General features: G+C 55.5%; 18 protein-coding genes and 1 pseudogene. 1 reads left to right on the top strand and 18 read right to left on the bottom strand.

Annotated features, from left to right (window positions below; translation table 11 throughout):
• The 5 genes and pseudogenes from ACETPC_RS04340 to ACETPC_RS04360 all read right to left on the bottom strand — a co-directional run.
• The coding region (locus ACETPC_RS04340; RefSeq protein WP_380178992.1) for a lysis system i-spanin subunit Rz at positions 1–307 on the bottom strand (307 nt) is incomplete at its 3' end.
• On the bottom strand, positions 304–741 hold the full coding sequence (locus tag ACETPC_RS04345; protein ID WP_380178994.1) for a lysozyme: 438 nt from the start codon (positions 739–741) through the stop codon (positions 304–306). The genes ACETPC_RS04340 and ACETPC_RS04345, both read right to left, overlap by 4 nt.
• A gap of 177 nt (positions 742–918) precedes the next feature.
• Complete coding sequence (locus ACETPC_RS04350; RefSeq protein ID WP_380179660.1) at positions 919–2,289, bottom strand: lytic polysaccharide monooxygenase; 1,371 nt, start codon at positions 2,287–2,289, stop codon at positions 919–921.
• Between the two features lie 30 nt (positions 2,290–2,319).
• Positions 2,320–3,537 (bottom strand): annotated as a pseudogene (locus tag ACETPC_RS04355) (glycosyl hydrolase family 18 protein); the annotation flags it as partial.
• 408 nt (positions 3,538–3,945) lie between these two features.
• Positions 3,946–5,853, bottom strand: coding sequence for a hypothetical protein (locus ACETPC_RS04360; RefSeq protein WP_380178996.1), 1,908 nt, complete (start codon positions 5,851–5,853; stop codon positions 3,946–3,948).
• Positions 5,854–6,184: 331 nt separating this feature from the next.
• Between ACETPC_RS04360 and ACETPC_RS04365 the strand changes: the two genes are divergently transcribed.
• Entirely contained in the window at positions 6,185–7,063 is an 879-nt protein-coding gene (locus ACETPC_RS04365; RefSeq protein WP_380178997.1) for a LysR family transcriptional regulator, read from the top strand.
• Between the two features lie 255 nt (positions 7,064–7,318).
• Here the strand turns inward: ACETPC_RS04365 and ACETPC_RS04370 are convergent, their stop codons facing one another.
• The 13 genes from ACETPC_RS04370 to ACETPC_RS04430 form a co-directional block, all read right to left on the bottom strand.
• Positions 7,319–7,822: an Lrp/AsnC family transcriptional regulator gene (locus tag ACETPC_RS04370; RefSeq protein WP_380178999.1), complete on the bottom strand. Its 504-nt coding sequence runs from the start codon at positions 7,820–7,822 to the stop codon at positions 7,319–7,321.
• 124 nt (positions 7,823–7,946) lie between these two features.
• A complete protein-coding gene (gabT, locus tag ACETPC_RS04375) occupies positions 7,947–9,263 on the bottom strand; it encodes a 4-aminobutyrate--2-oxoglutarate transaminase (protein ID WP_380179000.1) in 1,317 nt (438 codons plus the stop codon).
• 111 nt (positions 9,264–9,374) lie between these two features.
• Positions 9,375–10,502: a M20 aminoacylase family protein gene (locus tag ACETPC_RS04380; protein WP_380179002.1), complete on the bottom strand. Its 1,128-nt coding sequence runs from the start codon at positions 10,500–10,502 to the stop codon at positions 9,375–9,377.
• Positions 10,502–11,425, bottom strand: coding sequence for a 2-hydroxyacid dehydrogenase (locus tag ACETPC_RS04385; protein WP_380179004.1), 924 nt, complete (start codon positions 11,423–11,425; stop codon positions 10,502–10,504). Before ACETPC_RS04385 ends, ACETPC_RS04380 begins: the two co-directional genes overlap by 1 nt.
• Complete coding sequence (locus ACETPC_RS04390; RefSeq protein WP_380179006.1) at positions 11,422–12,255, bottom strand: GNAT family N-acetyltransferase; 834 nt, start codon at positions 12,253–12,255, stop codon at positions 11,422–11,424. Before ACETPC_RS04390 ends, ACETPC_RS04385 begins: the two co-directional genes overlap by 4 nt.
• Positions 12,256–12,266: 11 nt before the next feature.
• Positions 12,267–13,598: an NAD(P)/FAD-dependent oxidoreductase gene (locus tag ACETPC_RS04395; RefSeq protein ID WP_380179008.1), complete on the bottom strand. Its 1,332-nt coding sequence runs from the start codon at positions 13,596–13,598 to the stop codon at positions 12,267–12,269.
• A gap of 35 nt (positions 13,599–13,633) precedes the next feature.
• Positions 13,634–15,292: an ABC transporter ATP-binding protein gene (locus tag ACETPC_RS04400; RefSeq protein WP_380179010.1), complete on the bottom strand. Its 1,659-nt coding sequence runs from the start codon at positions 15,290–15,292 to the stop codon at positions 13,634–13,636.
• Positions 15,289–16,140, bottom strand: coding sequence for an ABC transporter permease (locus ACETPC_RS04405; RefSeq protein WP_380179012.1), 852 nt, complete (start codon positions 16,138–16,140; stop codon positions 15,289–15,291). Before ACETPC_RS04405 ends, ACETPC_RS04400 begins: the two co-directional genes overlap by 4 nt.
• The gene (locus ACETPC_RS04410; RefSeq protein WP_380179014.1) at positions 16,140–17,093 is read right to left on the bottom strand and encodes an ABC transporter permease; all 954 of its coding nucleotides are present in this window, start codon (positions 17,091–17,093) and stop codon (positions 16,140–16,142) included. The genes ACETPC_RS04405 and ACETPC_RS04410 overlap by 1 nt, the downstream gene beginning before the upstream one ends.
• An 18-nt stretch (positions 17,094–17,111) precedes the next feature.
• Positions 17,112–18,710 carry an ABC transporter substrate-binding protein gene (locus tag ACETPC_RS04415; protein WP_380179016.1) on the bottom strand — a complete coding sequence of 533 codons (1,599 nt, stop codon included), beginning with the start codon at positions 18,708–18,710 and terminating at the stop codon, positions 17,112–17,114.
• Positions 18,711–18,733: 23 nt separating this feature from the next.
• On the bottom strand, positions 18,734–20,005 hold the full coding sequence (locus ACETPC_RS04420) for an NAD(P)/FAD-dependent oxidoreductase (RefSeq protein WP_380179018.1): 1,272 nt from the start codon (positions 20,003–20,005) through the stop codon (positions 18,734–18,736).
• A 20-nt stretch (positions 20,006–20,025) separates the two neighbouring features.
• A complete protein-coding gene (locus ACETPC_RS04425) occupies positions 20,026–20,694 on the bottom strand; it encodes a haloacid dehalogenase type II (protein ID WP_380179020.1) in 669 nt (222 codons plus the stop codon).
• A gap of 22 nt (positions 20,695–20,716) precedes the next feature.
• Positions 20,717–22,186 (bottom strand): aldehyde dehydrogenase family protein, encoded by a 1,470-nt coding sequence (locus ACETPC_RS04430; RefSeq protein WP_380179022.1) that lies wholly within the window; start codon positions 22,184–22,186, stop codon positions 20,717–20,719.
• Positions 22,187–22,208: the final 22 nt, after the last annotated feature.

The following is a 22,208-nucleotide window of genomic DNA, read 5'->3' on the forward strand; positions in this document are numbered from 1 at the left end:
CAGCCATGCGGGTGGCGCGGGCGGAGTCGTGACGGCAGGTGGCGGCGAGCTGCAGCCGGTGGCGGCCAGCAGCAACATCGTGCTGCAGCCGATGGATATTATTTTGTGCATCTGCAAGTTCTCCCGTTAATTTCGCATCCAGCGCCGCTACCGCCTGTTGCCGCCGCTGCATCTCATTGACTTCTCTTAGCCGTTCTGCCGCCAGGCTGTTCGCCGCCGCACATTGCTCGCGGTAATACAGCGTCGCTCTGCCCAGCCCGGCCACGGTCAGCAGCAGCAGAGCGAGAACTACGATTCTGGCGATCATGATAAAAAGAGCTCTTTTTCGCGTTTCCGGCGCGCCAGCAAAATATTCAGCGCCTTACCGGCTCTTTTCCACAGCAAAAAAGCTTCTGCCGCCGCCGAATAATTTTTTTCATCCAGTTTTTTCTTTACCGTCGAATTAGCGAAAGCGGTGACGCCAATATTAAATATCAGGCTACAAAGCGCGTCATACTGATTCTGGGTAAGGGGGACGCTAACGTGCCTGGCAATAGCTTTTTCAACTACGGCTAAATCTTTGCGCAACAGTTCGGTAGATTTCTCCTCGCTGATAACCATACTGGTACTGACGGGCGTGCCGTCCACGCTACCGGTATGACCTACGCCAATAGTCGGGATCCCTACCACATCCAGATAGCCGCTAAGCTTTTCGCCCTCTTCGGCTTTAATAAAACGGATGCCTTTTTCACTGATTTGCATAGCGTCCTCACAATCGAATTTTCAAATAAAATATAAATGCTTGTTTCCTGTTAATTTTATGATAAAAATCAACAGGTAAACACGCATTAATACTGGATCTCAATCCGCTTATTTTTCGCCGGGGAGGATAAAAAAGGCCAGTTCCCTCTGGCCAAAATTTTATTAACCCTGTGTTAATTAGCGAGCTTCATGCCACAGCGTTTCCGCCAGGCCCGGTGCCCATTCAGGGGCATGGGCGATATGCGTCTGGATGCACACCCAGTTTTTGCCCTGGTAGGTGACAATATCGCCCGCGCGGTATGAGCCGCCCAGCGTCCAGGCAGGATACTGGCCGTTGTCATCATTGCCGTTATCATCATCAGCAGCGTTGGCCAGCGTGGTAATGCTCAGCACGTTGCTCGGTACAGAAAGCAGTTCCTGAGCATCAACAGCGGCCACAAAGTAGCGGTAAGTCGTTTCCGCACGCAGGCCACGGTCGGTATAGCTAAGCTGAGAAGCCGCTACGCGAGCGATTTCATCACCTTCGCGATAAACGATGTAGCTGGCGATGGCATTGCTACCTTCAGACGCGCCCCACATCAGAGAAACGCTTTCTGCAGTAACGCCCATGCTGTGCAAATGAGCTGGCGCAGTCGGTGGCGTAGTAGAAGCCGTGCTGCTTTTGGTAGTGACCACTACTGCCTGGCTACGTGCTGATTCACGGCCGGTCGCGCTGACGGCGCTGATGGTGTAGCTGTAAGCCGTATTTTCAGTCAGGCCGTTATCCACAAAGCTCAGCTGGGTGCCATTGAAGATCATGTTGTTGTTGCGATACAGACGATAAGAAACCCCTGCTGAAGAGGAAGCATTCCAGGACAGCGCGACAGAGCTGGTGGTAGTTTCGGTAGCGTGCAGACCCGCCGGGATGGCTGGGATAATTTCGCCGCCGTTACCGTTGCCAACAAAATCCAGATCGATAACCTGGTAGAAAGCGTTACCGGTGTCCGCAACTTCCCACACCGCCAGCAGTACATGGTAGCCGCTGCGCTGCGGCAGCTGGATTTCGTGCGTGGTCGGGCCGGTCGGACGCAGCGTAGCGCCGTGGCTCCAGAAAGGTTGTTCAGTGAACTCGGCCTTAAAGAAAGGTTCAGATTCAAACTGCGCACGGCTCAGCGGCAGGTTTGGATTCCAGTCTTCACGAGTAATAAAGTAGTTGTAGCGACGAGTTGAGTGCGGCGCGGTATAGGTCCAGACGAATTTCATGATTTCGTTTGACGTTACCGTATGCTTTTTCCAGTGCGTACCCGGCTCATCCAGGAAACGGCCATCGCCCTGGTTCGCGCTGGCGATTTCACCGTCGCGAGGCGGCAGAGCATTTGGTGAATCGCTCGGCGCAACCACATCGGTCAGACCGGATTGCGTGGCAGGAAAGAATTTGCCCGCTTCGCGCTGGTTCAGCTGTCCGGCGTTGAGTTTACCTTCCTGCCAGGCGAAATAAGCGCGTGATGCAGGCGTGGCAATATGGCCATGACGTAATGCGGGTTTGGTGTTGTTCATATCAGATGTCATAGTTTTAAAACTGCTTGTTAGTCTGCTTGATGAAACCAGCTGCCACAGCGAAGTCGCTGCAACAGGCGTCCAGAAACGGTTGGAATCATGCTGCATAACGCAAACATAGATCCGGGACTGGAAGCTAACGCGGTCGCCATCCAGATACCTTACGCCTTCACGCCATAGCTCAGCGCCAGGCTGTGGTGCAGGTTCTGGATCCGGCTGCGGTGCAGGTTCTGGATCCGGCTGCGGCGCAGGTTCTGGATCCGGCTGCGGCGCAGGTTCTGGCACAACGCCATCTCCGGCCAGGTAGCCATAGTTACGGATAAACTCCCAGTCGTAGGCCACACCGTCTTTAGTAAAACCGGCATCCCAGTTTACAGACCAGGTCATCAGACCCGCGATGGGCAGACCGGCCGCTTCCAGACGCGCCAGCGCGTTTTTCACCGCCTGCGGATTGGTCACGTATCCGGTAGCTGCCGCATCGTTATTGGTGGGCAGACCGATGATAAATTTCTCGGAAGGAATTTTAATAAAGTTGCGCGTACCCGTTACCAGACTCTCGGTCAGGTAGTAAAGGAACTCTTCTTTCAGCGCGTCGTTGTTTTGCGCTACCCACTGGCTGATTTCATCAACCCAGATGCCGTCGCCACCCTGGTTATAGTACTGAGGAGCGATGTAATCGTAATAGCCTTCCAGACCCAGGATATAAGGGCTGTAGTGACCGCCGACGCCCAGGTAAGGGAATTCAGGCGCCATGCTGATAATGAAGTTCCAGCCCTGAAGACGGTAATGGTCTTTCACCATCCGCAGCGCGGCAGGGATCACCGTCTGGTTATCCGCAGCGGTAATCGCTGACTGTTCCAGGTCGATATCCAGGCCATCAAAGCCATATCTGTCCGTCAGCGCGATAATACGCTGTGCCAGCGCCTGCTCTTCACCAGCGTGCATTTCGATATGCGCATCGGCACCGCCCAGAGAGATCAGCACTTTGCGGCCTTGCGCATGGACTAATTCAATTTCGCGACGGAATTCTTCATCGGTACCTTTATAAGGTTTGAAATCGGGAATGGTGTCATTACCGTCCAGGACTTTCATAAAGGCAACGGCGATGACGTTGTACTGTACAGGGATCTCGGACAGCGTCATTTCGGTAAAGCGACCCTGTTTATAGCCCTGTGCGCCAACGGCTGGCCAGTTGTGCCAGAACCCCATTACGATTTTATTTTTTCCAGCCTGTGCGCCGGTAAATTGAGATGCCGACATAGCGTTAGAAACGGGCATATTTCCTCCATTTGCATCAATCAGGATGCAGCATTATGTTGTTTATATAATTTTTTCTACAACGCCAGCACGATGAACTATCTTGCGCTGTTGTTGTATGCCACCTATTTTATTTTTCCGCCTGAATTACTCAATTTCAATGATTGAATAAGCGAAAATAAAAAATGGCATGTCATTGTTTTATAAGAAAAAAATTAAATACCCCCTTTTAAAGACGTTTTATTTATAAACGAAAATTAAATGAAAGGAATTTAATTAAACCAGGAAAAAATACCAAATTAAATAGATAATATTATTAAATCGATGAAATAAAGAACTAATTAAACTAATAATCAATAATAGTAAATTAAAGGCATAAAAAAACCGGCCCAGTGCTGGGCCGGTTAGCGATTAACCAGCTATCGGTTTCAGATCTATTGCGTAAGCCCGGCCATTCACCATGACACGCAGACACTGTGTTGCCGTACTGGTGGTATTGGCGTTTATTACCTGGCCGCGCAAAAGCAGTTCATTGTTAGCATTGTAACCAAAACCGACCCGCTCTGTCCCTTCCCAGTGCTGCAGGAAGACGCTTTCAGACAGGGTATCCAGCGCCGTGGCTTCCGTCCCTGTTACCTGGGTATAAGCTTTGATAAAGCGGAAATGCACGCCGCTGGCGTAGCGGTCAGCGCTGTTAGTAGTAAGCAGCGCAATACAGAAGCCAGTGTAGCGGGCAAGTTTGACATAAACTTCCGCCCTGCCCGTTCCGGTGCTTTGTAAAGCCACCCGGGTTAGCGGGCAGGAACCAACTGCTGACCATGAAGCGAAAAGATTGCCGTTAACGTTCTGGATGTGGATGTTCGCTTCGCCTTGTGGCGTACGGGCCGAATGATCAATCTGCGTGGTCGGCATCTGTAGGTACTGCGCAGAACCGATAATGCGCATCTGAACAACCGCAGACCATTCTGGTATTTCAATTTCGCCCACTTTAAACCAGGTTTCCCGATCGGCACGGTTATCCATACGTTCCGGTGACGTTATATATTGATAGTTAAGCGAACCTTCAATTTTTACGCCATAGTTCTGGATATAAACCTGGCCGTCTTCATAGGCCGAGAGCCAGCGCTCGCCGACATCTGAGCGATCGATACCGTGGCGGCCATGCACATTCAGCGCGGTTGAAACGATGCGCGCGTAATGGCCTTTCATCGGGTTGGTATTGTTCTCAAGGCTCAGGCCGTTAATGACCCATTGGCCATTAGAAATATCGCCAGGCCATTCCGTGTGTTCAATCCAGCCGTTATGGATAAAGCACTGTGTCGCACGTGGCAGATCGATCATCAGCTCTTTGGTGCCCGACTGAATATTGAAGTTGCTCAGCTCGATCGCGGTCAGGTGATCCCAGCTGCCAGCGGCGCGGTTAGACCAGCGGCCATAAATCACTGAGTTGCTGCAATGGCTGGCGTACCACTGGTCGATTTTACAATCCAGCGTATCAAGCACATCCAGCCCACGGCCGCCCATATTTAAGAAATGCACGGACGACACGCGCAGGTACTGGCCGCCATCAAGCGCGTTTTTAAAGAAGCCTTTGGTTTTAGTATTGTCCTGACCATTGATAATCAGGCCGCTGATATAGGTCAGGCGTGCGTTGACGCTAAACATATACTCGCCGTTTTTCTGATCCGAGAAGAGGCGGGTATTGGGAAAATAGCCGAAATCAACGTGCGCGCCGGAGAGACGGAAACGGTTTACCTCGGTGATATGGGAAAGATCGAATTTAGAGATAAAGAAGTTACCGGCCGGGAAACGGATGCCGACATTCTCATGGATACGGATGTTAGTAGCGCGATCCAGAAGGCGCGTCCAGTTCCACATGCGGGTCACAGCCGTCAAACAGTCTGTTTTGCCGTCGGGGATAGCACCAAAATCGACCACGGTTACGCCAGCAAGATCGGTGATATAGCGCTTCCAGCGCTTGCCGCCGCGCGTCACGATATTCAGGCCGAAGTCCTCAGCCGTGGTTTTGTCATTCATATCATAAATAAATATGCCGCCGCCGCAATTGGTGCCCGCATTATAAGCAAGAACAACAACAATTTCGCCATGCGCATTCGGTTCCAGCGCGCGCAGTTCATCAATAGACTGCACGGTGGCAAAACTATTATTGCTATTCGCATTAGAAACTGAATAAATGATTTTTTCGAAGTCAACCGAATTTCCGTTTTTATCGACTACGTTTAAGTTACTGACCATTTCATTTAACTTCACCTGGTGGTTTGTTAAATTATCCTGGCTATTGTCATCAAAACTGCTCATTTAAAGCCTCTTAATTAAAAATATATTAAGCGATGGTTGCGTTCTTTGGTGGATGCAGGCTTGCTTTTTCTGACAGGTAAATATATTGTCGTTAAACGAAGATTAAACGATATTTTCTACCTTATCCTGTGGGTCGCACAGCATAATTAGCGAGCAATGAATGAGCAAAGGCAAAAATTAACGGCGCTGCGTAAAAAATAGCATCTCAATGATTAATCAGTTAAAAATCTCTATTTTTCATAAATACCCCCCGTTCAGAATTTTCGTAAGTATGCTATATTTTTCATAAATTTACGTGAAGTTAACACTTGTTAAATCATCTGGAGGTTTTATGTTTCTGTCATCAAATTTAAAATGCTTTATTGTGCTGGCTAAAGAAAAGTCATTAAAAAAAGCATCAGAAATACTTTTCGTAACATCCTCACCTATTTCACGCCGAATAAAAATCTTAGAAGATGAATTAGGTTTTAAATTGTTTTCACGTACCGACCATGATTTCACCCTGACGAAAAAGGGTCTGGAACTCTACGAAAAAATAATGCCGCACTATGATAAAATGACCGAGCTGGAAGATTATTTTTCGCAAAAAAAAACCAACGTAAATATTCGCAGAAGCTTGATGATTGGCGTTGAAAACCTTAACCCTTTCTTGTTCAGCCTGTTGGTAAAAACGCGCAAAAAAACTGAAAGTGTTTCTTATTGTTCATGTAATACAAAAACATCGGTAGAATCACTTCTTTCCGGCGAAATTCATGGCGTAATATCACATCGTGAGATTAATGATAATGGCGTTATGGCAATGGACTTTTTCAGCGAGCCCGCCTGTTACCTCTATGCAAAGAAATTTCCTCAGTATCAGCTTAGCGATCTAAAAAATACGCCAATCATCATTCCCACCAATGGCTTTTATGAAGATTACGTTAAAAATGCACATGCAAAAATCCTGACCATCTGCCCTACTGCACAGGTTATTATCGTAGACGATATTCACGACTACCTGACGCTTATCGCCAGCGGCGAAGCCGTTGGGCTTATCAGCGAATCCATGGTTTCTTTTTATCAGAACAAAACGGATATTTTCAACGAGTTAAGTTGCAGAGTAGAAGCTTTCTTTCCGGAGCTAAAAACCTATATCTATTATCTGAAAGAGCGAGAAATCACGTTAAAATATGCGTTAGAAGCGATTGACAACACCCAGGCTAATGCCTGATCAACAGGGACAGGATGTCTCTTTTTTTACCTGTTGGTTGGTCTGGAAAAACCAAAAAATAAATTTTTATAATCTACGATACCGTCTGGCGAAATAAAAATGTTGAGCCAGATGTAGACGCCCTCCCTGACTCCAGCTAAATCCACACTCGCCTCTCAGGCCAAAGGACAGAGAACCAATGAATGGGAGTATGCTAATATTTCGCCAGCCATAGCTATGTCCGACAACCTTTTACAGCTGCCAGAACATGAATAATCAGAGTTCAACCGTATGGCGTGAGAGCAAAGAACGCAGCGGCACACTGCTTTTGATAACGGGAGATTTAATAACGATATAGCTGAAATATTTGTCTATCCCAACTTTGGCATCCAGCACACTTTCAATCACTTCCTGATAATGCTCAATGCTGCGGGTAATAAAGCGCAGCAGGTAATCATAACCGCCGGTAATAAGATGGCATTCCATCAGTTCATCGACTTCCCGTATGGCGTTTTCAAAACGCATAAAGTCTTCGCGGCGGTGCCCGGCCAGGGTTACTTCGGTAAAAACGGTAACGGAATCGGTAATTTTAGGCAGGTTAACATGCGCTTCATAACCGGTAATAAAGCCAGCGCTTTCCAGCCGCTTCACCCGTTGCAGGCAGGGGCTGGGAGAAAGCCCGACGGCATCAGCAAGGTTTACATTGCTGATACGGCCATCTTTTTGCAGCTGTACCAGGATATTGATATCAATGCGGTCCAGTTTCATTAAGCCGTTCATAATACCCCTCATTGTTACCCGTTTGTAATAAGATGGATATAGCACGCTTCGCCCCGGCCGCGCCAGCGTTTTACCGCGCCATACCCTTTTCTTAATACGCCAGTAATATCAACGAGAAAGCGGCTTAACCCAGCCTGCCGGTCGCACGCGCCAGCGCAATGTCAAAAATATGCAGCGCCTCTTCCAGCTGGGAATCGCTGGTGATCAGCGGTGCCAGAAAGCGTACGGTGCTGCGTTGAACGCCGCATTTTATTAACAGCAAACCCTCCTGACAGGCGGCGTCGAGGATTTTTTGCGTCAGCGCTGCATCCGGCTTGCCGCTATCGATATCAACAATTTCCGCCGCCTGCATCAGGCCGATACCGCGAACATCGCCGATGCAGGCATATTTTTCCGCCAGCTGCTTTAGCCGGGCATTCAGCTGCGCGCCAAGCTGGTTAGCCCGCTCCAGCAGCGGCTCCTGTTCAAAAAGCTCCAGCACCGCCAGCGCGGCGGCACAGGCCAGCGCATTGCCGCCATAGGTACCGCCCAGCCCACCGGGCTGCGGCGCATCCATAACCTCCGCACGGCCGACCACGCCGGAAATCGGCAGGCCGCCGCCCAGGCTTTTGGCAACCGTCACCAGATCCGGCTGAATGCCGGTATGCTGAAAGCCAAACATTTTGCCGGTGCGGCCAAAGCCAGTTTGTACTTCATCGCAAATCAGCAATATGCCGTGACGCTGCGTTATATCGCGCAACGCCTGCATAAAAGCAGGAGAAGCAGGTAAAAAGCCGCCGTCGCCCTGTACCGGTTCAATAATGATCGCCGCCACGCGTTCCGGCATAACCTGTACCGCAAACAGCGTTTCCAGCGCTTGCAGACACTCCTTTTCGCTAATTTGATGAAACGCATTGGGAAAAGGCACGCGATAAACTTCGCCCGGGAAAGGCCCGAAATTTTGTTTGTAAGGCTGGCTCATGCCGGTCAGCGTGCAGCCCAGCAAGGTACGACCATGAAAAGCGCCGTCAAAAGCAATAATGCCGGAGCGATTCGTATGGGCGCGTGCAATTTTTACCGCGTTTTCCACTGCTTCTGCGCCGCTGGTAAAGAAGACGCTTTTATAGCGTTCGCCGCCGCCCACCAGCTGGTTCAGCCGTTCTGCCAGCTCGATATAGCCCGGATAGGCAACAACCTGAAAACAGGCATGCGTCACCTGCTGTAGCTGCTGTGTTACGGCTTCGACCACCGCCGGATGGTTATGCCCGACATTAAGCACGCCGATGCCCGCCACGAAATCGAGATAGCGATTTCCCTCTACGTCCCACACTTCCGCACCTTTGGCCCTGGCGATAGTCAGTGGATGCGCCGTAACCACGCCGCGCGCAACCTGCGTTTCGCGGGCGTCCAGATAGAGGGTATTATCGGTAAATGTCTGTTCTTCAACCAGTAAACTTTGCATCTCTGTTCCTCTTTGCGTGAAAGCTCAAGTATCGCAACGGGCCGTGTTTCGCCGCTGCCGTATTAGCGGCTACGGCGGCATTAACTGTTGAAAAGAGCGGGGAAAAACGGGCTAAATGTTTAGCGGCAGCGCGGCGCGCACCGCTTCGCAAAACCAGCTGATGCCGAGAGGGATCAGCGCATCGTTGAAGTCGTAGGCCGGATGATGCAGCGGGCGGCTTTCCGCCGAGCCAAGCCACAGATAGGCGCCGGGAACGGCCTGCAGCATAAAAGAGAAATCTTCCGAGGTGAGCGCGGGCCTTCCCGCCAGCGAAGCGTTAAGTCCGGCATTTTTCGCGGCCCGCAGCGCCAGCTCCGCCTCCGGCGCGCTGTTGACGGTGGCGGGATAGTAGCGCTTATAGCGTATATCCGCCGTCAGCCCGTGCGCCGCCGTAATATGCTCAGCCATTTCACGCAGTCTTTTTTCAATCACATCCTGCGTTTTAAGATTAAAAGTTCGTACGGTGCCGGTAATGGTAGCTTCAGCCGGGATCATATTGTGGGAAAAACCGCCCTGAACTCGCGTTACCGTCAGCAGCGCAGATTCACAGGGATCGATCGCCCGCGCCACAATCGTGTTCAGCTGCACCACCAGCTCGCTGGTCGCCAGCAGCGTATCCGGGCTGAGGTGAGGCTGCGCGGCATGACCGCCGCCACCTTTTACAGTGATATCAAAGCGATCGGCTGCGGCCATAATTGCGCCTGCTCGGGTTTGTGCGCTGCCCAGTGGCAGTTCCGGCCAGTTGTGCACGGCATAAACAGCATCGCAAGGAAAGCGGCTGAACAGGCCATCGTCAATCATCGCTTGCGCGCCCGCCTGCCCCTCTTCCGCTGGCTGGAAGATAAAGACAACAGTGCCGTCAAAATTTTCCGCGTGCGCCAGAGCCTGCGCTGCGCCCAGCAGCATTACGGTATGACCGTCATGGCCGCAGGCGTGGCAACGGCCCGCATATTGGCTTTTCCAGGGCTGCGTGCCTGCCTCTTCCATCGGCAACGCATCCATATCAGCCCGCAGGCCGATAGTTTTGCCGCTGTTGCCGCGCCGTAATACGCCGACCACGCCGGTTTTGCCAATGCCGCGATGTACCTTAATATCCAGCGCGGTCAGAAAATCGGCCACAATGCCCGCCGTGCGGTGCTCGGCAAAGCCCAGTTCAGGGTGCGCATGCAGATCTCGCCGCAGCGCGATTAAGTCATCCATCAATAACCTCGCTCTCTTTCCACCACGCCGTGCATGGGTTCGCCCCGTTCACAGCGGCGGATGTTTTCCAGCAGTGCAGTTAGCGCGCTTTCCGGCTGCGCCTGGCTGGCGATATGCGGCGTCAGCCAGATGGCGGGATGCTGCCAGAAGGGATGATCCGCAGGCAGCGGCTCCGGCGAAGTTACATCCACTACCGCCGCGGCAAGCTGTCCGCTCTCCAGCGCGTTTAACAAATGCTGGTGATTAAGCTGTTTACCACGCCCTACCTGAACCAGCGAAGCGCCGCGCGGCAGCCGGTTAAAAAGATCGGCATTCAGGATGCCTTCAGTCGCGCCAGTAAGCGGCAGCAGACAGATCAGGATATCGCTGCGCGTCAGAAAATCGTCCAGTTGCGCTTCGCCGACAAAACTTGTTACGCCTGAAATGTGTTTAGGCGTTCGGCTCCAGCCCGCGCAGTCGAAGCCCAGCTGCACTAAAGGTTGCAGCACCGCTTCACCCAGCGTGCCGACCCCCATCATGCCAATACGTCGTTTCGCAGCAGGCAGCGCAGAGTGAGCCAGCCACTTTTTTTCCTGCTGCTGCTGCAAATAGCGCGGCATATCACGGTGTAGCCCAAGCACGGCGAAGGTAACGTATTCCACCATGCCGCTGGTGAGGCCCGGTTCAATCATGCGCACTACGGGCAGATCCGCTGGCAGCGCGGCGTAATCAAACTGCTCCGCGCCCGCACCCACTGAAAAAAGCGCCTTCAGCCCGGTGAAAGCGCTGAGATCTTCCGGCGGCTGCCACGCCACCAGATAGTCAATTTCCGCTGCTTCGCCCACGTCGGGCCACTGGCGGAAGTTCGCCTCCGGTGCCAGCTCCGCCAGCAGCCCTGCCCAGATACGTCCGCGCTCCGGTTCCGATTTATAAAGAATATTCATGCCATCGCCTGGCTCATCAGCCCAAATGCCTGCATGCCCTGCGGCTGCCAGGGTTCGCCTTTATACATAAGAACCGGCGCGTCGACCTGCGCGATGCCTGATGCGGCTAGCCAGTTGCCCAGCCCGCAGGCGCTATCGGTATCAATACGTACAAACTCGCCTTCAAGACCTGTAAGTAATTCGCTGACCAGCACCTTCGCCTGGCGTAAATCGCGACAGATAATTGGCCCGATGGCGAAACCGTGGCCGAAGCGGCGCAGGCAGGCAAAACCTGCGATGCTGTCCTGCTCTTCCAGCACGATAAAGCGTTCAGCGCTGTCAAACAGGCTCGTGATTAGCGCAGGTCGGCGCTGGCCATGCGCCTTGCTTTCCAGCTCGCTCAGCAGCGTGGCCTCATCTCGCCGGGCATCGCGCAAATTTTGCGAGGCTTCCGGCGCGACACGTTCGCCCGGAGCCAGTTCGCGGCACTGATGCTGCACGATAGCGCCGGTAGCTACAAAGCCGAGCTTTTCATACAGTCCCTTACCCATTTCAGTAGCATGCAGGCGTAGTTGATGACCTTCCAGCGCGGCCAGCGCCGTTTGCATTAACTGCCTGCCGACGCCCTTGCCCTGTGCTTTATCGGCGACAATCACCAGACCCAGCGTGGCGTAGTCGCCCCAGCGCCAGTAAAGCGTAGTGCCGATCAGCTCGCCGTTTTCTATCGCCGCTACGCCTTCGCCCAACGCCAGCGCCTGCTGCCAGTCTTCGCGGCGGTGCGGCCATTTCAGCTGCTGCGTAAGCGCCCAGGCCGCATCCAGATGGCGATCGTTCATTGGTACTATGTTCATAAAATTCTCCTTTAAATCATCCCGGGCTGTTGCAATCCGCTACCGTCAACCAGTCTGGCATAGCGAAACGGCGTGGGATCGACAATTGGCGTGGAATCGGTTGCCAGATCGGCAGCCAGCCTTCCCGCCCCCGGCCCAATGCCGAAGCCGTGCGCACTGTAGCCAGCGGAAAGGATCAGGCCGGGCAGTTTTTCTACGTGCGAGATCACCGGCACTGCATCCGGGGTATTGTCGATTAGTCCGCCCCATGCCTGCTCCACGCGCAGCCCGGCCAGCGCCGGGTACTCCCGGCGCATCGCATTTAACCCTTCCTGCACCAACGCCATATCGGCCGCCGGATCGAGAATGCGGATTTGCTCAAACGGCGAGCGGCGATCGAACTGCCAGCGCGCCAGCGCTTCCGGTCCTTTGAAAAAAGGATCCAGACCCAGCTCCAGCTTTAAATTTTTACGTCTGGCTTTAAAAGTTGGCCAGAACTGCCGCGCATAGCGCACTCCTTGAGCACCCGGGGCGAGGCGGCCACGGCCGGAAACGGATACGGTGTAGCTGCCGTCCAGCTGCGGACGACAGGCGAACCCCGGCGTATAAAGCGGCATAGCGATCGCCTGCTCAATCGGCGCGGTGCGAAAAGCGGTGCCGATAACGTTGCCCAGCGGCAGCTCAATACCGTGACGGCGGCAGAACATGGAAGTCCATGCGCCGCCAGCGCAAATCACGCGCCGGGTTTTGATTATTCCTCTTTCGGTGATCACGCCGCTAATCTGGCCCGCAGAGATATCCAGCCCGCGTACGGCGCACTGCTGAAACACGCTCGCACCCAGCCGCTGTGCGGCGATAGCCAGCCCGGCAGAGGCCATCGCTGGTTCTGCATGACCGTCCGTAGGCGAAGAGACGCCGCCTGCCCAGCGGCTGGTGCTGCCCGGCGTCATCGCTTTCGCCTGGTCGGCGCTAAGGATATCGCTGCGTACGCCATAGTGTTTCGCCATCTGTCCCCACTTTTCCCAGGCGTCGATATCGCTCTGGTTGCCGGTAGCGTAAACCAGCCCGCTGCGGCGAAAGCCCAGCTCTTCGCCGGTTTCCTGCGCCAGCTCGCCCCAGCGCTGTAGCGCATAGATAATCAACGGCAGCTCGCGCTCGTCGCGATTCTGCTGGCGGCACCAGCCCCAGTTGCGGCTGGATTGTTCGCCGCCCACCAGGCCCTTTTCGATCAGCGCCACGCTGACGCCTTTTTTCGCCAGCTCGTAAGCCGCCGCCGATCCGGCAATGCCTGCGCCAATCACCACCACCTCTGCCGATTCGGGAAAATATCGGCTGTCCTGAACGTACCGTATCAGTGCGGGCATAGTTAACCTCTTAATGGCCTGTTGCCGTCGCGCCGCTAGAGCGCGATATCATTGTGTTCATCGAGCCAGCCCTGGCGCAGCTCCGGCACCGCACGCTTCAGGCGCTCGTAATAGAGTTCGCTGGAAGGTTTATCGTAGTCGCCGCGCGCTACCTGAGTAACCATCCGGCCATTTTTCACTACCAGGATTTCATCGCACACCGAGCGCACGGCGTGCAAATCGTGGCTGATAAAAATCACCGATAAGCCCAGCTCGCGGCGCAGATCGGTAATCAAATCCAGTACCGCCGCCGCCACCACCGTATCCAGCGCGGAAGTTACTTCATCGCAAAGGATCAAATCGGGTTCAGCGGCCAGCGCTCTCGCCAGGTTGATACGCTGTTTTTGCCCGCCGGAAAGCGCCCACGGACGGCGGTTGAGTACGGTCTCCGGCAACCGCACCAGCTCCAGCAGCTGCGTGATACGTTTTCGCAGCGCCGGGCCGCGCAGACCGTGGAAAAACTTCAGCGGCCGGGCAAGGATAGTTTCCACGCTGTGCGCCGGATTCAGCGCGGTATCGGCCATCTGAAACACATACTGGATACGGCGTAATTCGTTCTCCGACCTTTTTTGCATCTCGCCCGCGATATAGTGGCCGTTAAACAAAATATGGCCGCCGCACGGCTTGTTCATCCCGGCGATGGTATGCGCCAGCGTAGTTTTTCCGGAGCCGGATTCGCCGATAATGCCCATCGCCTGGCCGCGATAAAGGCGCAGATTGATATCGTGCAAAATTGGGATTTTCGGCTGGCCCTGCCTGTCGACCGGGCCGTAGCCTGCAAAGAGATCGCGCACTTCCAGCATCGGCTGTAGCGCGGCGTCCTCAGGCTGCCACGGGCTTGGCCGCACCTTTTGCTTTGCCGCTTCCAGCAGCAGATGGCTGTATTCCGCCTGTGGCGCGCGCAGCAGAGCTTCCGTGGTGCCGTACTCGGCAATAGCCCCTTTCAGCAGCACCAGAATGCGGTCAGCCATTTGCGCCACCACGGCCAGATCGTGACTGACATAGATAGCGGTCATGCCGCGCTGGCGCACTACGCGGCGGAAGGTCTTTAATACCTCTACCTGGGTAGTCACGTCCAGCGCGGTAGTCGGCTCATCTAAAATCACCACTTCCGGGTCGCTAATCAGCGCCATTGCGGTCATCAGGCGCTGCAGCTGGCCGCCAGAAACCTGGTGCGGGTAGCGCTGGCCGATGGTTTCCGGCTCCGGCAGCGCCAGCTCGCGGAACAGCGCAACGGCTTTTTTCTCCGCCTCGGCGCGGCTCATAACTTTGTGAATGACAACCGGTTCCACGACCTGGTCGAGAATTTTCATCGCCGGATTGAAGGATGCCGCCGCGCTCTGCGCGATATAGGCGACCTTATTACCGCGAAACTGCCGAAGCTGCGCGGGCGTCTGCGAAGTGACGTCGGTTCCGGCGACATGAATGGTGCCCTGAGCGATATGGCAGCCGTGGCGCGCATAGCCCATCAGCGCCAGCGCGATAGTGGTTTTGCCGGAACCAGACTCGCCGATCAGCGCCAGCACTTCGCCTTTTTGCACGGTAAAGCGAATATCGTCCACCAGCGGGATTTCCCGGCCATCATCGGCATGGGCAATGACACGCAGATTTTCTACCGCGACCATCGGGCGGGCTTTATGTGGTGTTACGGTCATGCAACCCCCTTAGCTGGCGTGAGCGGACGCATCGCCTGCAGGCTGTCGATAAACAGATTGGCGCCGATAGTAAGGCTGGCGATAGCCAGCGCGGGCACCAGTACCGCCGGAGAGCCGTCGAACAGGCCCTGAAGGTTTTCACGCACCAGCGTGCCCCAGTCGGCGTAAGGCGGCTGTACGCCCAGCCCCAGAAAGCTCAGGCCACTGAGCAGCAGCACGATATAGACGAAGCGCAGCCCGAAGTCGGTGAGCATCGGATGCAGCATATTGGGCAGAATGTCATGCACGGCTATATAGAAGCGACTTTCGCCGCGCAGCCTGGAAGCGCGCACATAGTCCATTGAGCGCAGGCTGGAAGCCATCGCCCAGGCGATACGGAACGCGCCAGGCCAGTAGGTAAAGACAGCGGTAACGATCAGCATTGGCAGCGAGGAACCAAACACCGCCACGATCATCAGCGCCAGGATTTTGCCGGGCAGCACCAGCATGGCATCATTGATCCTGCCCAGAATTTCCTCCAGCCAGCGGCCCGCAACCGCTGCCAGCAGGGCCAGCAGCGTGCCGGTCAGGCTGGCAAGCAGCGCCGCGCTGAGCGCCAGGCCAATCGAGTATCGTGCGCCGTAAAGAATGCGGCTGACCATATCACGTCCCAGATAGTCGGTGCCCAGCCAGAAGGCTTTGCTGAAGCCGCCGAACAGTGGCCCGACGCCGATATCCTCCAGTTTGTAGGGTGCCAGCGCTGCGCCAAACACCGCCAGCACAATCCAGACCAGGGTGATCAGCAGGCCAGTTTTGCCGCTGGTCGTCAGCGACAGAAAGAAACGCCAGGGTAAGGTAAGCAGGTTCATCAGCCCCTCCATTTAGGATTGAATGCGATGGTGAGGATGTCGGCCAACAGCAGCAGCAACAGATAACAACCCGCAAACAGCATGACGCAGAGCTGTACCACCGGCAGATCGCGGTTGCTCACCGCATCCACCAGCTGGCTGGCGAGGCCAGGATAGCTGAAGATGCTTTCAATAATGATTACCCCGCCGAACAGGTAAGCCAGGCTGAGCGAGATGGCATTGGCGATCGGCCCAACCGCATTCGGCAAGGCGTGGCGCAGAATGGCGCGCAGCGGCGAAACGCCTTTAAGCAGCGTCATTTCCAGATAAGGGCTTTCCATCTGGTTGATCAACGCCGAGCGGGTCATCCGCGCCATCTGCGCCACCAGCACGCAGCAGAGCGTCAGCACCGGCAGCGCGTAGGTCTTCAGATAGCTGACTACATCCAGCGCGGGCGTGCCGAGCGACATCGCGGGCACCCAGTGTAGCTTCACCGCAAAGACGATCACTGCGACAGTCGCGACTAAAAATTCCGGTACTGCCACCACAGCCATGGTGCCCAGCATCAGGCCACGGTCAAACAGCGAACCCCGTTTAATCGCGGCAGTTAAGCCAATCAGTAATGCCAGAGGTACGGAAACCAGCGTGGTGATAGCCGCCAGCTCAAACGTCGCGGGCATGCGCTGGGCCACCAGCTGGGCCACCGGCAGATGGCTGGCGAAAGAGGTGCCGAAATCGCCGTGCAGCATTCCCATTAGCCAGTGCAGATAGCGCGTAAATAGTGGCTGATCCAGCCCCAGCTGCTGGCGCAGCGCCGCCACGGTTTCCGGCGTGGCGCTCTGACCGAGCACCATTTGCGCCGCGTCGCCGGGTAGCTGGCTGGTGACGAAAAAAACCACGGCGGAGACGATCAGCAGCGTCAGCAGACCCGAGCCGCAGCGTCGGGCGATCAGAAAAAGCAGATAGCGGTTCATGGTCGCTCTCCTGTCAGATCAGGCCGAAAGCCAGGCAAACTCGTGAAAGCGGTAGCCCATCATCATGCCTGAAGGCCAGGCCTCGACGCCTTTGACCTTGTTGCTGTGGCCGTCCAGCGAGCTGATAAAAGTGGGGATCAGCGTGCCGCTGTGGTCGTAGATTAGCTGCTGCATATCGCCATACATCTGCTTGCGCTTTGCCTGATCCCGCTCGCCACGCGCGGCCACTACCAGCTGATCGAACTGCGCGTTTTTCCAGCCTGATTCATTGTTGGGCGCGTCGGAGAGATAAAACTGCGATAGCAGCAGATCCACAGTAGCGCGCGGGTTGATCGAGCCATATCCCAGCGGATCTTTCGTCCAGTGCGTTGACCAGTAGCCATCGTAGGGCACGCGACGAACCTTAAATTTCATGCCTGCCGCGCTGCCCAGCTGCTGGATAAGCTGGCCGCCCTCCACCGATCCTTCAATGTTTTGCGTAGTGATGATTTCGGCGCTGGCGCCCGCCATGCCGGCTTTTTTAAAGTGGAATTTCGCCTTTTCGATATCCAGCGGACGCTGCGGAATATCCTTGTTGAACAGCGGATGCCACGGCGGCACCGGCGTATCGTTGGCGACCTGGCCGAAGCCCTGCATCACGGTTTTCACCATCATTTCGCGCGGCTGTAGGTACTTCATGCCCAGCACAAAATCTTCGTTGCTGCCTGGCTTCATGTCGGTGCGCACGATTAGGTTGGTATACATGCCGGATTTGCTCTCCAGCACACCGAACTGGCCGCTCTGACGCAGGCGCTTCACATCATTGGATGAGAGCGTAGCCACCATATTCAGATCGCCCGACATCAGCGCATTGACGCGGGCGGCCTGGTCGGTGACGCCCATCAGCTCCACCTCATCCAGATGCGGCAGGCCCGGCTTCCAGTAGTGCGGATTTTTCGTGCCGACTGTACTAACGCCAGGCGTGAAGCTTTTCAGCACGAAAGGGCCGGTGCCGATCGCCTTGCTGAAATCGGTCGTGTTCTTTTGCAGGATCAGAAACTGGCTGGTGGCCAGCACCGTCGGGATATCGAAGTTCGGCTGCGTCAGCACCAGTTTCACTTCTGTCGGGCTGACGGCGGTAAGCGTGCTGAACTGTTTTGCCTGGGTGATGGCGGTAGAGGCTACGGCAGGATCTTTATGACGGCTCAGCGACCAGATAACGTCTTCCGCCGTCAGGCTTTTGCCATCGTGGAAGGTGACGCCGGGACGCAGTTTAATTTGCCAGGTTACGCCGTCGGCGCTTTCAATCGATTCGGCCAGCGCGGGCTGCGCCGTCAGGTTTTTATCCAGCTCGGTCAGGCCGCTGTAGAACATAAACTGGCGGCAGTAGTCACCGCTGTTGCTGCCTTTGGCCGGATCGAGCGTGTCGGTGGCCGAAGCGTTGGCGACCGCGGCACGCAGCCTGCCGCCTTTAACCGGCGTTTCTGCCGCAAAGCTGAGTTCGGGAAAGCCAATCAGGCCGGTGCTCATCACCGCGCCCGCCGACAGTAGCTTCATCAGCCCGCGCCGGGAGATCGCCACATCCGTGATGGCCTGGGTTAACGATGGGTTTAACAATTCTTTGCGAAATTTACTCATCTGCACACCCTCAGGTCATATTGTCAGGAGATCCGATCCAGCGTTTTGTAATAAAGTCCCGCTACCGGTAAGAACCATGGCTTGCCGAAATAGCCGGGTACGGCTGGCCAGCTTTCGCGCTGCCAGGGATTATCCACGCTTTTTTCCGCGATAAGGTCGGCCATAACGCGCCCCATCCAGACCGACATCTGGGTACCGTGGCCGCTGTAGCCCAGCGAGTAGAAGATGCCTTCGTGCTCGCCCGCGTGCGGCAGGCGATCGGCGGTCATATCTACCAGGCCGCCCCAGCAGTAGTCGATGCGGGCGTCAGCCAGCGATGGGAAGATTTTGCTCATGCCCGCCTGCAAAATTTTGCCGCTGCGGGCATCGCTTGTCGGGCTGCTGACGGCAAAACGAGCGCGACCGCCAAAGACCAGCCGATTATCCGCTGTGGTGCGGAAGTAGTTGCCGATGTTCATGGAGGTTACGCAGGTACGATTGCCTGGCAACAGCTCGCGCGGGTTCGACAGCGGCTCGGTAACAACGATAAAGCTGCCAACGGGGATAATGCGCCGCTGAAACCACTCAAACGGGCCGACATTGGAGCAGCCGGTCGCCATCAGCACCTTATCCGCCAGGATCTCGCCTTTCGCAGTGCCAACACGATGCTGATGGCCCTTAACGCGCGTCAAACTGGTCACTGGCGTATGTTCAAAGATTGCCGCGCCGCTGTTAGCCGCCGCCTGCGCCAGCCCGATGCCGAATTTGCCCATATGCATCTGGCCGCCGCGCTTTTGAATCAGCCCGCCGTGAAAAGCGTCAGAATTAACTTCACGCTTTACCTCATCTGCACCAATTAACTCCACATCGGGATCCACGCTGCGCCGCAGCGCCTCGTAAGTCGCTTTCAGCCCGGCAAAATGGCCCGGCTTGCTGGCGAGCTTGATTTTGCCGCAGCGTAAAAAATCGCAGTCGATGCGCTCTTCTTCTATTACGCTTTGCACATAATCCACGGCGCTGGCAAAAGCGCGGTAGTAGCGATTCGCCTGCTGCTCTCCCCGGCTGGCTACCAGCGAGGCGAAGTTTTGTGAAACGCCGGTATTGCAGTGGCCGCCGTTGCGCGCCGAGGCCTGGCTCATGACGCCAGCCGCTTCCAGCACCACCACGTTAAGCCCGCTGCGCGCCAGCGCGCGCGCCGCAGAAATACCGGTGAAACCGCCACCGATCACCACTACATCCGCCGTAGCGGGCAAGTCTCCGGTTGCCGCGCCGGTAAAAACCGGCGCCGTTGCCTGCCAGAAAGATTCCAGTTTCATCGCGCTGCTCCCGCGTTGGATTAAAGACCGACGACGGCAGGAAGCCCGCCGATATCCTGGATTTCGCTGTAGCCGTAAAAAGGATTGCCCGGCCCGTGGCCGCGGTTGACGAAGGCTTTGTGGGTGATGCCCAGATCGTGCGCGGTCATCAGGTCGTAGCGCATACTGCTGGAAACGTGCAGAATTTCTTCCGGGCCGCAGTTAAGTTTGCTGAGCATATACTCAAAGCCTTTCATCTGCGGTTTATAGGCGCCAACTTCTTCTGCCGTGATCGTCATGTGGATCGGCGCGCCCAGCCGTGGAACATGATTTTTGATTAGTTCATCGGTGGAGTTGGTCAGCAGCACCAGCGGAAACTCTTTGGCAACCTTCGCCAAACCGGCCGGTACGTCGGGATGCGGCCCCCAGGTGGCGCAGGCGGTCATGATCGCGGCACAGTCTTCATCCGTGCACTCCACGCTCCATTTATTGCAGGTGCGATAAAGCGCGTTGCCGACCACTTCGGGATAGAGCTTGAACGCGCCCAGCACTTCATCCATGCGGTAGCTGGCGAAATCGTCGGTAAAGGCTTTCATTTTTTTCGGGCTGACACGATCGGCAAAGAGCTTTGCCGCCGCGCCGGACATATCAAAGTTGATCAGCGTGCCGTAACAGTCGAAGGTAATAAATTTCGGTTTAAACAGGCTCATGATGCATCCTCTTGATGGGTAATCAGAAATCGATCAGTACGCTTTTGTAGCGCTGGCAGGCTTCGAACGCCTGACGGCCTAAATCTTTGCCGATGCCGGAACCGTGAAAGCCGCCGGTGGGAATAATGAAATCGCCTGAACGGCCATAGCGGTTTACCCAGACGGTGCCTGCGGCAATACCGCGAATCGCCCGCAAAGCGCGATCAAGATTTTTGGTGTGGACGCCCGCGCAAAGGCCATAGGTAGGATGTGAAGCCAGCACCAGGCCTTCTTCTTCGCTGTCGAAAACCTGCACGCTCAGCACTGGCCCAAAGATCTCTTCCTGGATGGCAGGACTGTTAGCCACTACGTTGCTCAGCAGCGTCGGCTGCCAGAAATAGCCTTCGCCTGTGTTCTCAAATCTTTTGCCGCCCGTCAGGATCTCGCCGCCCTGCCGCACCGCGGCTTCGGTGACCTGCTGCACTTTTGCGGCCTGGCGACGGTCGATTAGCGGCGCATAGCGGCTGTTTTCATCCCAGGTAACGCCGGGCTTAAAGCCCTGGCAAAGTGCGATAAGCTTGTCGATCAGCGCATCCGCAATGCCACGCTGCACGATTAATCTTGTTCCCGCCACGCAGGCCTGGCCGCCGTTGGCGGTAAAGCCGCGCAGTATTCTGCCTGCCACCTCCGCGATATCGCCTGCGTCGTCAAAAACCAGCTGCGGACTTTTACCACCCAGTTCCAGCGTCACCGGCTTCATGCCGTGGTGCGCCGCGTCGCTCATAATGCGCGCGCCGGTTTGCGTTGAGCCGGTAAAGGAGACTTTTCGTACCAGCGGATGCGCCACCAGCGCGCTGCCGGTCACTGCGCCGCTACCTTGTACGATATTGAGTACGCCCGCAGGCAATCCAGCTTGCCGTGCCAGTTCGGCAAAGCGCACCGTCGAGTACGGCGTCAGTTCGGAAGGTTTCAGCACCACCGCATTGCCCGCCGCCAGCGCCGGGCCGCACTTCCATGAAGCCATCGACAGCGGAAAATTCCAGGGCGTAATGGCACCGATAACGCCGTAAGGTTCCGGGATCAGCATGCCTAAGCTGGCGTCACGCGTTGGTAATAAATCGCCGCTATATTTGTCCGCACACTCCGCGTAAAAGCGGATGGCTTCGGCAGTAAAAGGGATCTCATGATGCTTAACGTCATAAACAGGACGTGTGGATGCCAAAGCCTCCAGCAGGGCAAGCTGGGTGTCAGCCTCAATCAAATCGGCCCAGCGTCTTAAAATTGCGCCGCGCTGGCGTGGCGGACAGCTTGCCCAGCCGCTCTCTTTTACGGCGCGATCCGCCACTTCGACCGCCTCGTCCACCAGCGAGGCGTTGGCTTCCGCCAGTTCGCCAGCGGTGTGGCCATCCGACGGGCGGCTCACGCTAAAAAAGCTGCCGCCATCGGTACGATGTTCGCCATTAATATAATGTCCCTGCGGTAAAGCGACGTTATCGGGATTAAAACTCAGCATGGAGTCATCCTTATATCAGGTG

The sequence above is a fragment of the Pantoea sp. sgz302252 genome (assembly GCF_042610525.1).
Classification (GTDB): domain Bacteria; phylum Pseudomonadota; class Gammaproteobacteria; order Enterobacterales; family Enterobacteriaceae; genus Erwinia.

Excerpts from the sequence above, each read along its gene's own strand:
- ACETPC_RS04400 (WP_380179010.1), bottom strand. The coding sequence starts at position 15,292 with ATGACCGTAACACCACATAAAGCCCGCCCGATGGTCGCGGTAGAAAAT.
- ACETPC_RS04395 (WP_380179008.1), bottom strand. The coding sequence starts at position 13,598 with ATGCCCGCACTGATACGGTACGTTCAGGACAGCCGATATTTTCCCGAA.
- ACETPC_RS04365 (WP_380178997.1), top strand. The coding sequence starts at position 6,185 with ATGTTTCTGTCATCAAATTTAAAATGCTTTATTGTGCTGGCTAAAGAA.
- gabT (WP_380179000.1), bottom strand. The coding sequence starts at position 9,263 with ATGCAAAGTTTACTGGTTGAAGAACAGACATTTACCGATAATACCCTC.
- ACETPC_RS04345 (WP_380178994.1), bottom strand. The coding sequence starts at position 741 with ATGCAAATCAGTGAAAAAGGCATCCGTTTTATTAAAGCCGAAGAGGGC.
- ACETPC_RS04410 (WP_380179014.1), bottom strand. The coding sequence starts at position 17,093 with ATGAACCGCTATCTGCTTTTTCTGATCGCCCGACGCTGCGGCTCGGGT.
- ACETPC_RS04380 (WP_380179002.1), bottom strand. The coding sequence starts at position 10,502 with ATGGATGACTTAATCGCGCTGCGGCGAGATCTGCATGCGCACCCTGAA.
- ACETPC_RS04425 (WP_380179020.1), bottom strand. The coding sequence starts at position 20,694 with ATGAGCCTGTTTAAACCGAAATTTATTACCTTCGACTGTTACGGCACG.
- ACETPC_RS04360 (WP_380178996.1), bottom strand. The coding sequence starts at position 5,853 with ATGAGCAGTTTTGATGACAATAGCCAGGATAATTTAACAAACCACCAG.
- ACETPC_RS04430 (WP_380179022.1), bottom strand. The coding sequence starts at position 22,186 with ATGCTGAGTTTTAATCCCGATAACGTCGCTTTACCGCAGGGACATTAT.
- ACETPC_RS04390 (WP_380179006.1), bottom strand. The coding sequence starts at position 12,255 with ATGAACATAGTACCAATGAACGATCGCCATCTGGATGCGGCCTGGGCG.
- ACETPC_RS04350 (WP_380179660.1), bottom strand. The coding sequence starts at position 2,289 with ATGACATCTGATATGAACAACACCAAACCCGCATTACGTCATGGCCAT.
- ACETPC_RS04370 (WP_380178999.1), bottom strand. The coding sequence starts at position 7,822 with ATGAACGGCTTAATGAAACTGGACCGCATTGATATCAATATCCTGGTA.
- ACETPC_RS04405 (WP_380179012.1), bottom strand. The coding sequence starts at position 16,140 with ATGAACCTGCTTACCTTACCCTGGCGTTTCTTTCTGTCGCTGACGACC.
- ACETPC_RS04415 (WP_380179016.1), bottom strand. The coding sequence starts at position 18,710 with ATGAGTAAATTTCGCAAAGAATTGTTAAACCCATCGTTAACCCAGGCC.
- ACETPC_RS04420 (WP_380179018.1), bottom strand. The coding sequence starts at position 20,005 with ATGAAACTGGAATCTTTCTGGCAGGCAACGGCGCCGGTTTTTACCGGC.
- ACETPC_RS04385 (WP_380179004.1), bottom strand. The coding sequence starts at position 11,425 with ATGAATATTCTTTATAAATCGGAACCGGAGCGCGGACGTATCTGGGCA.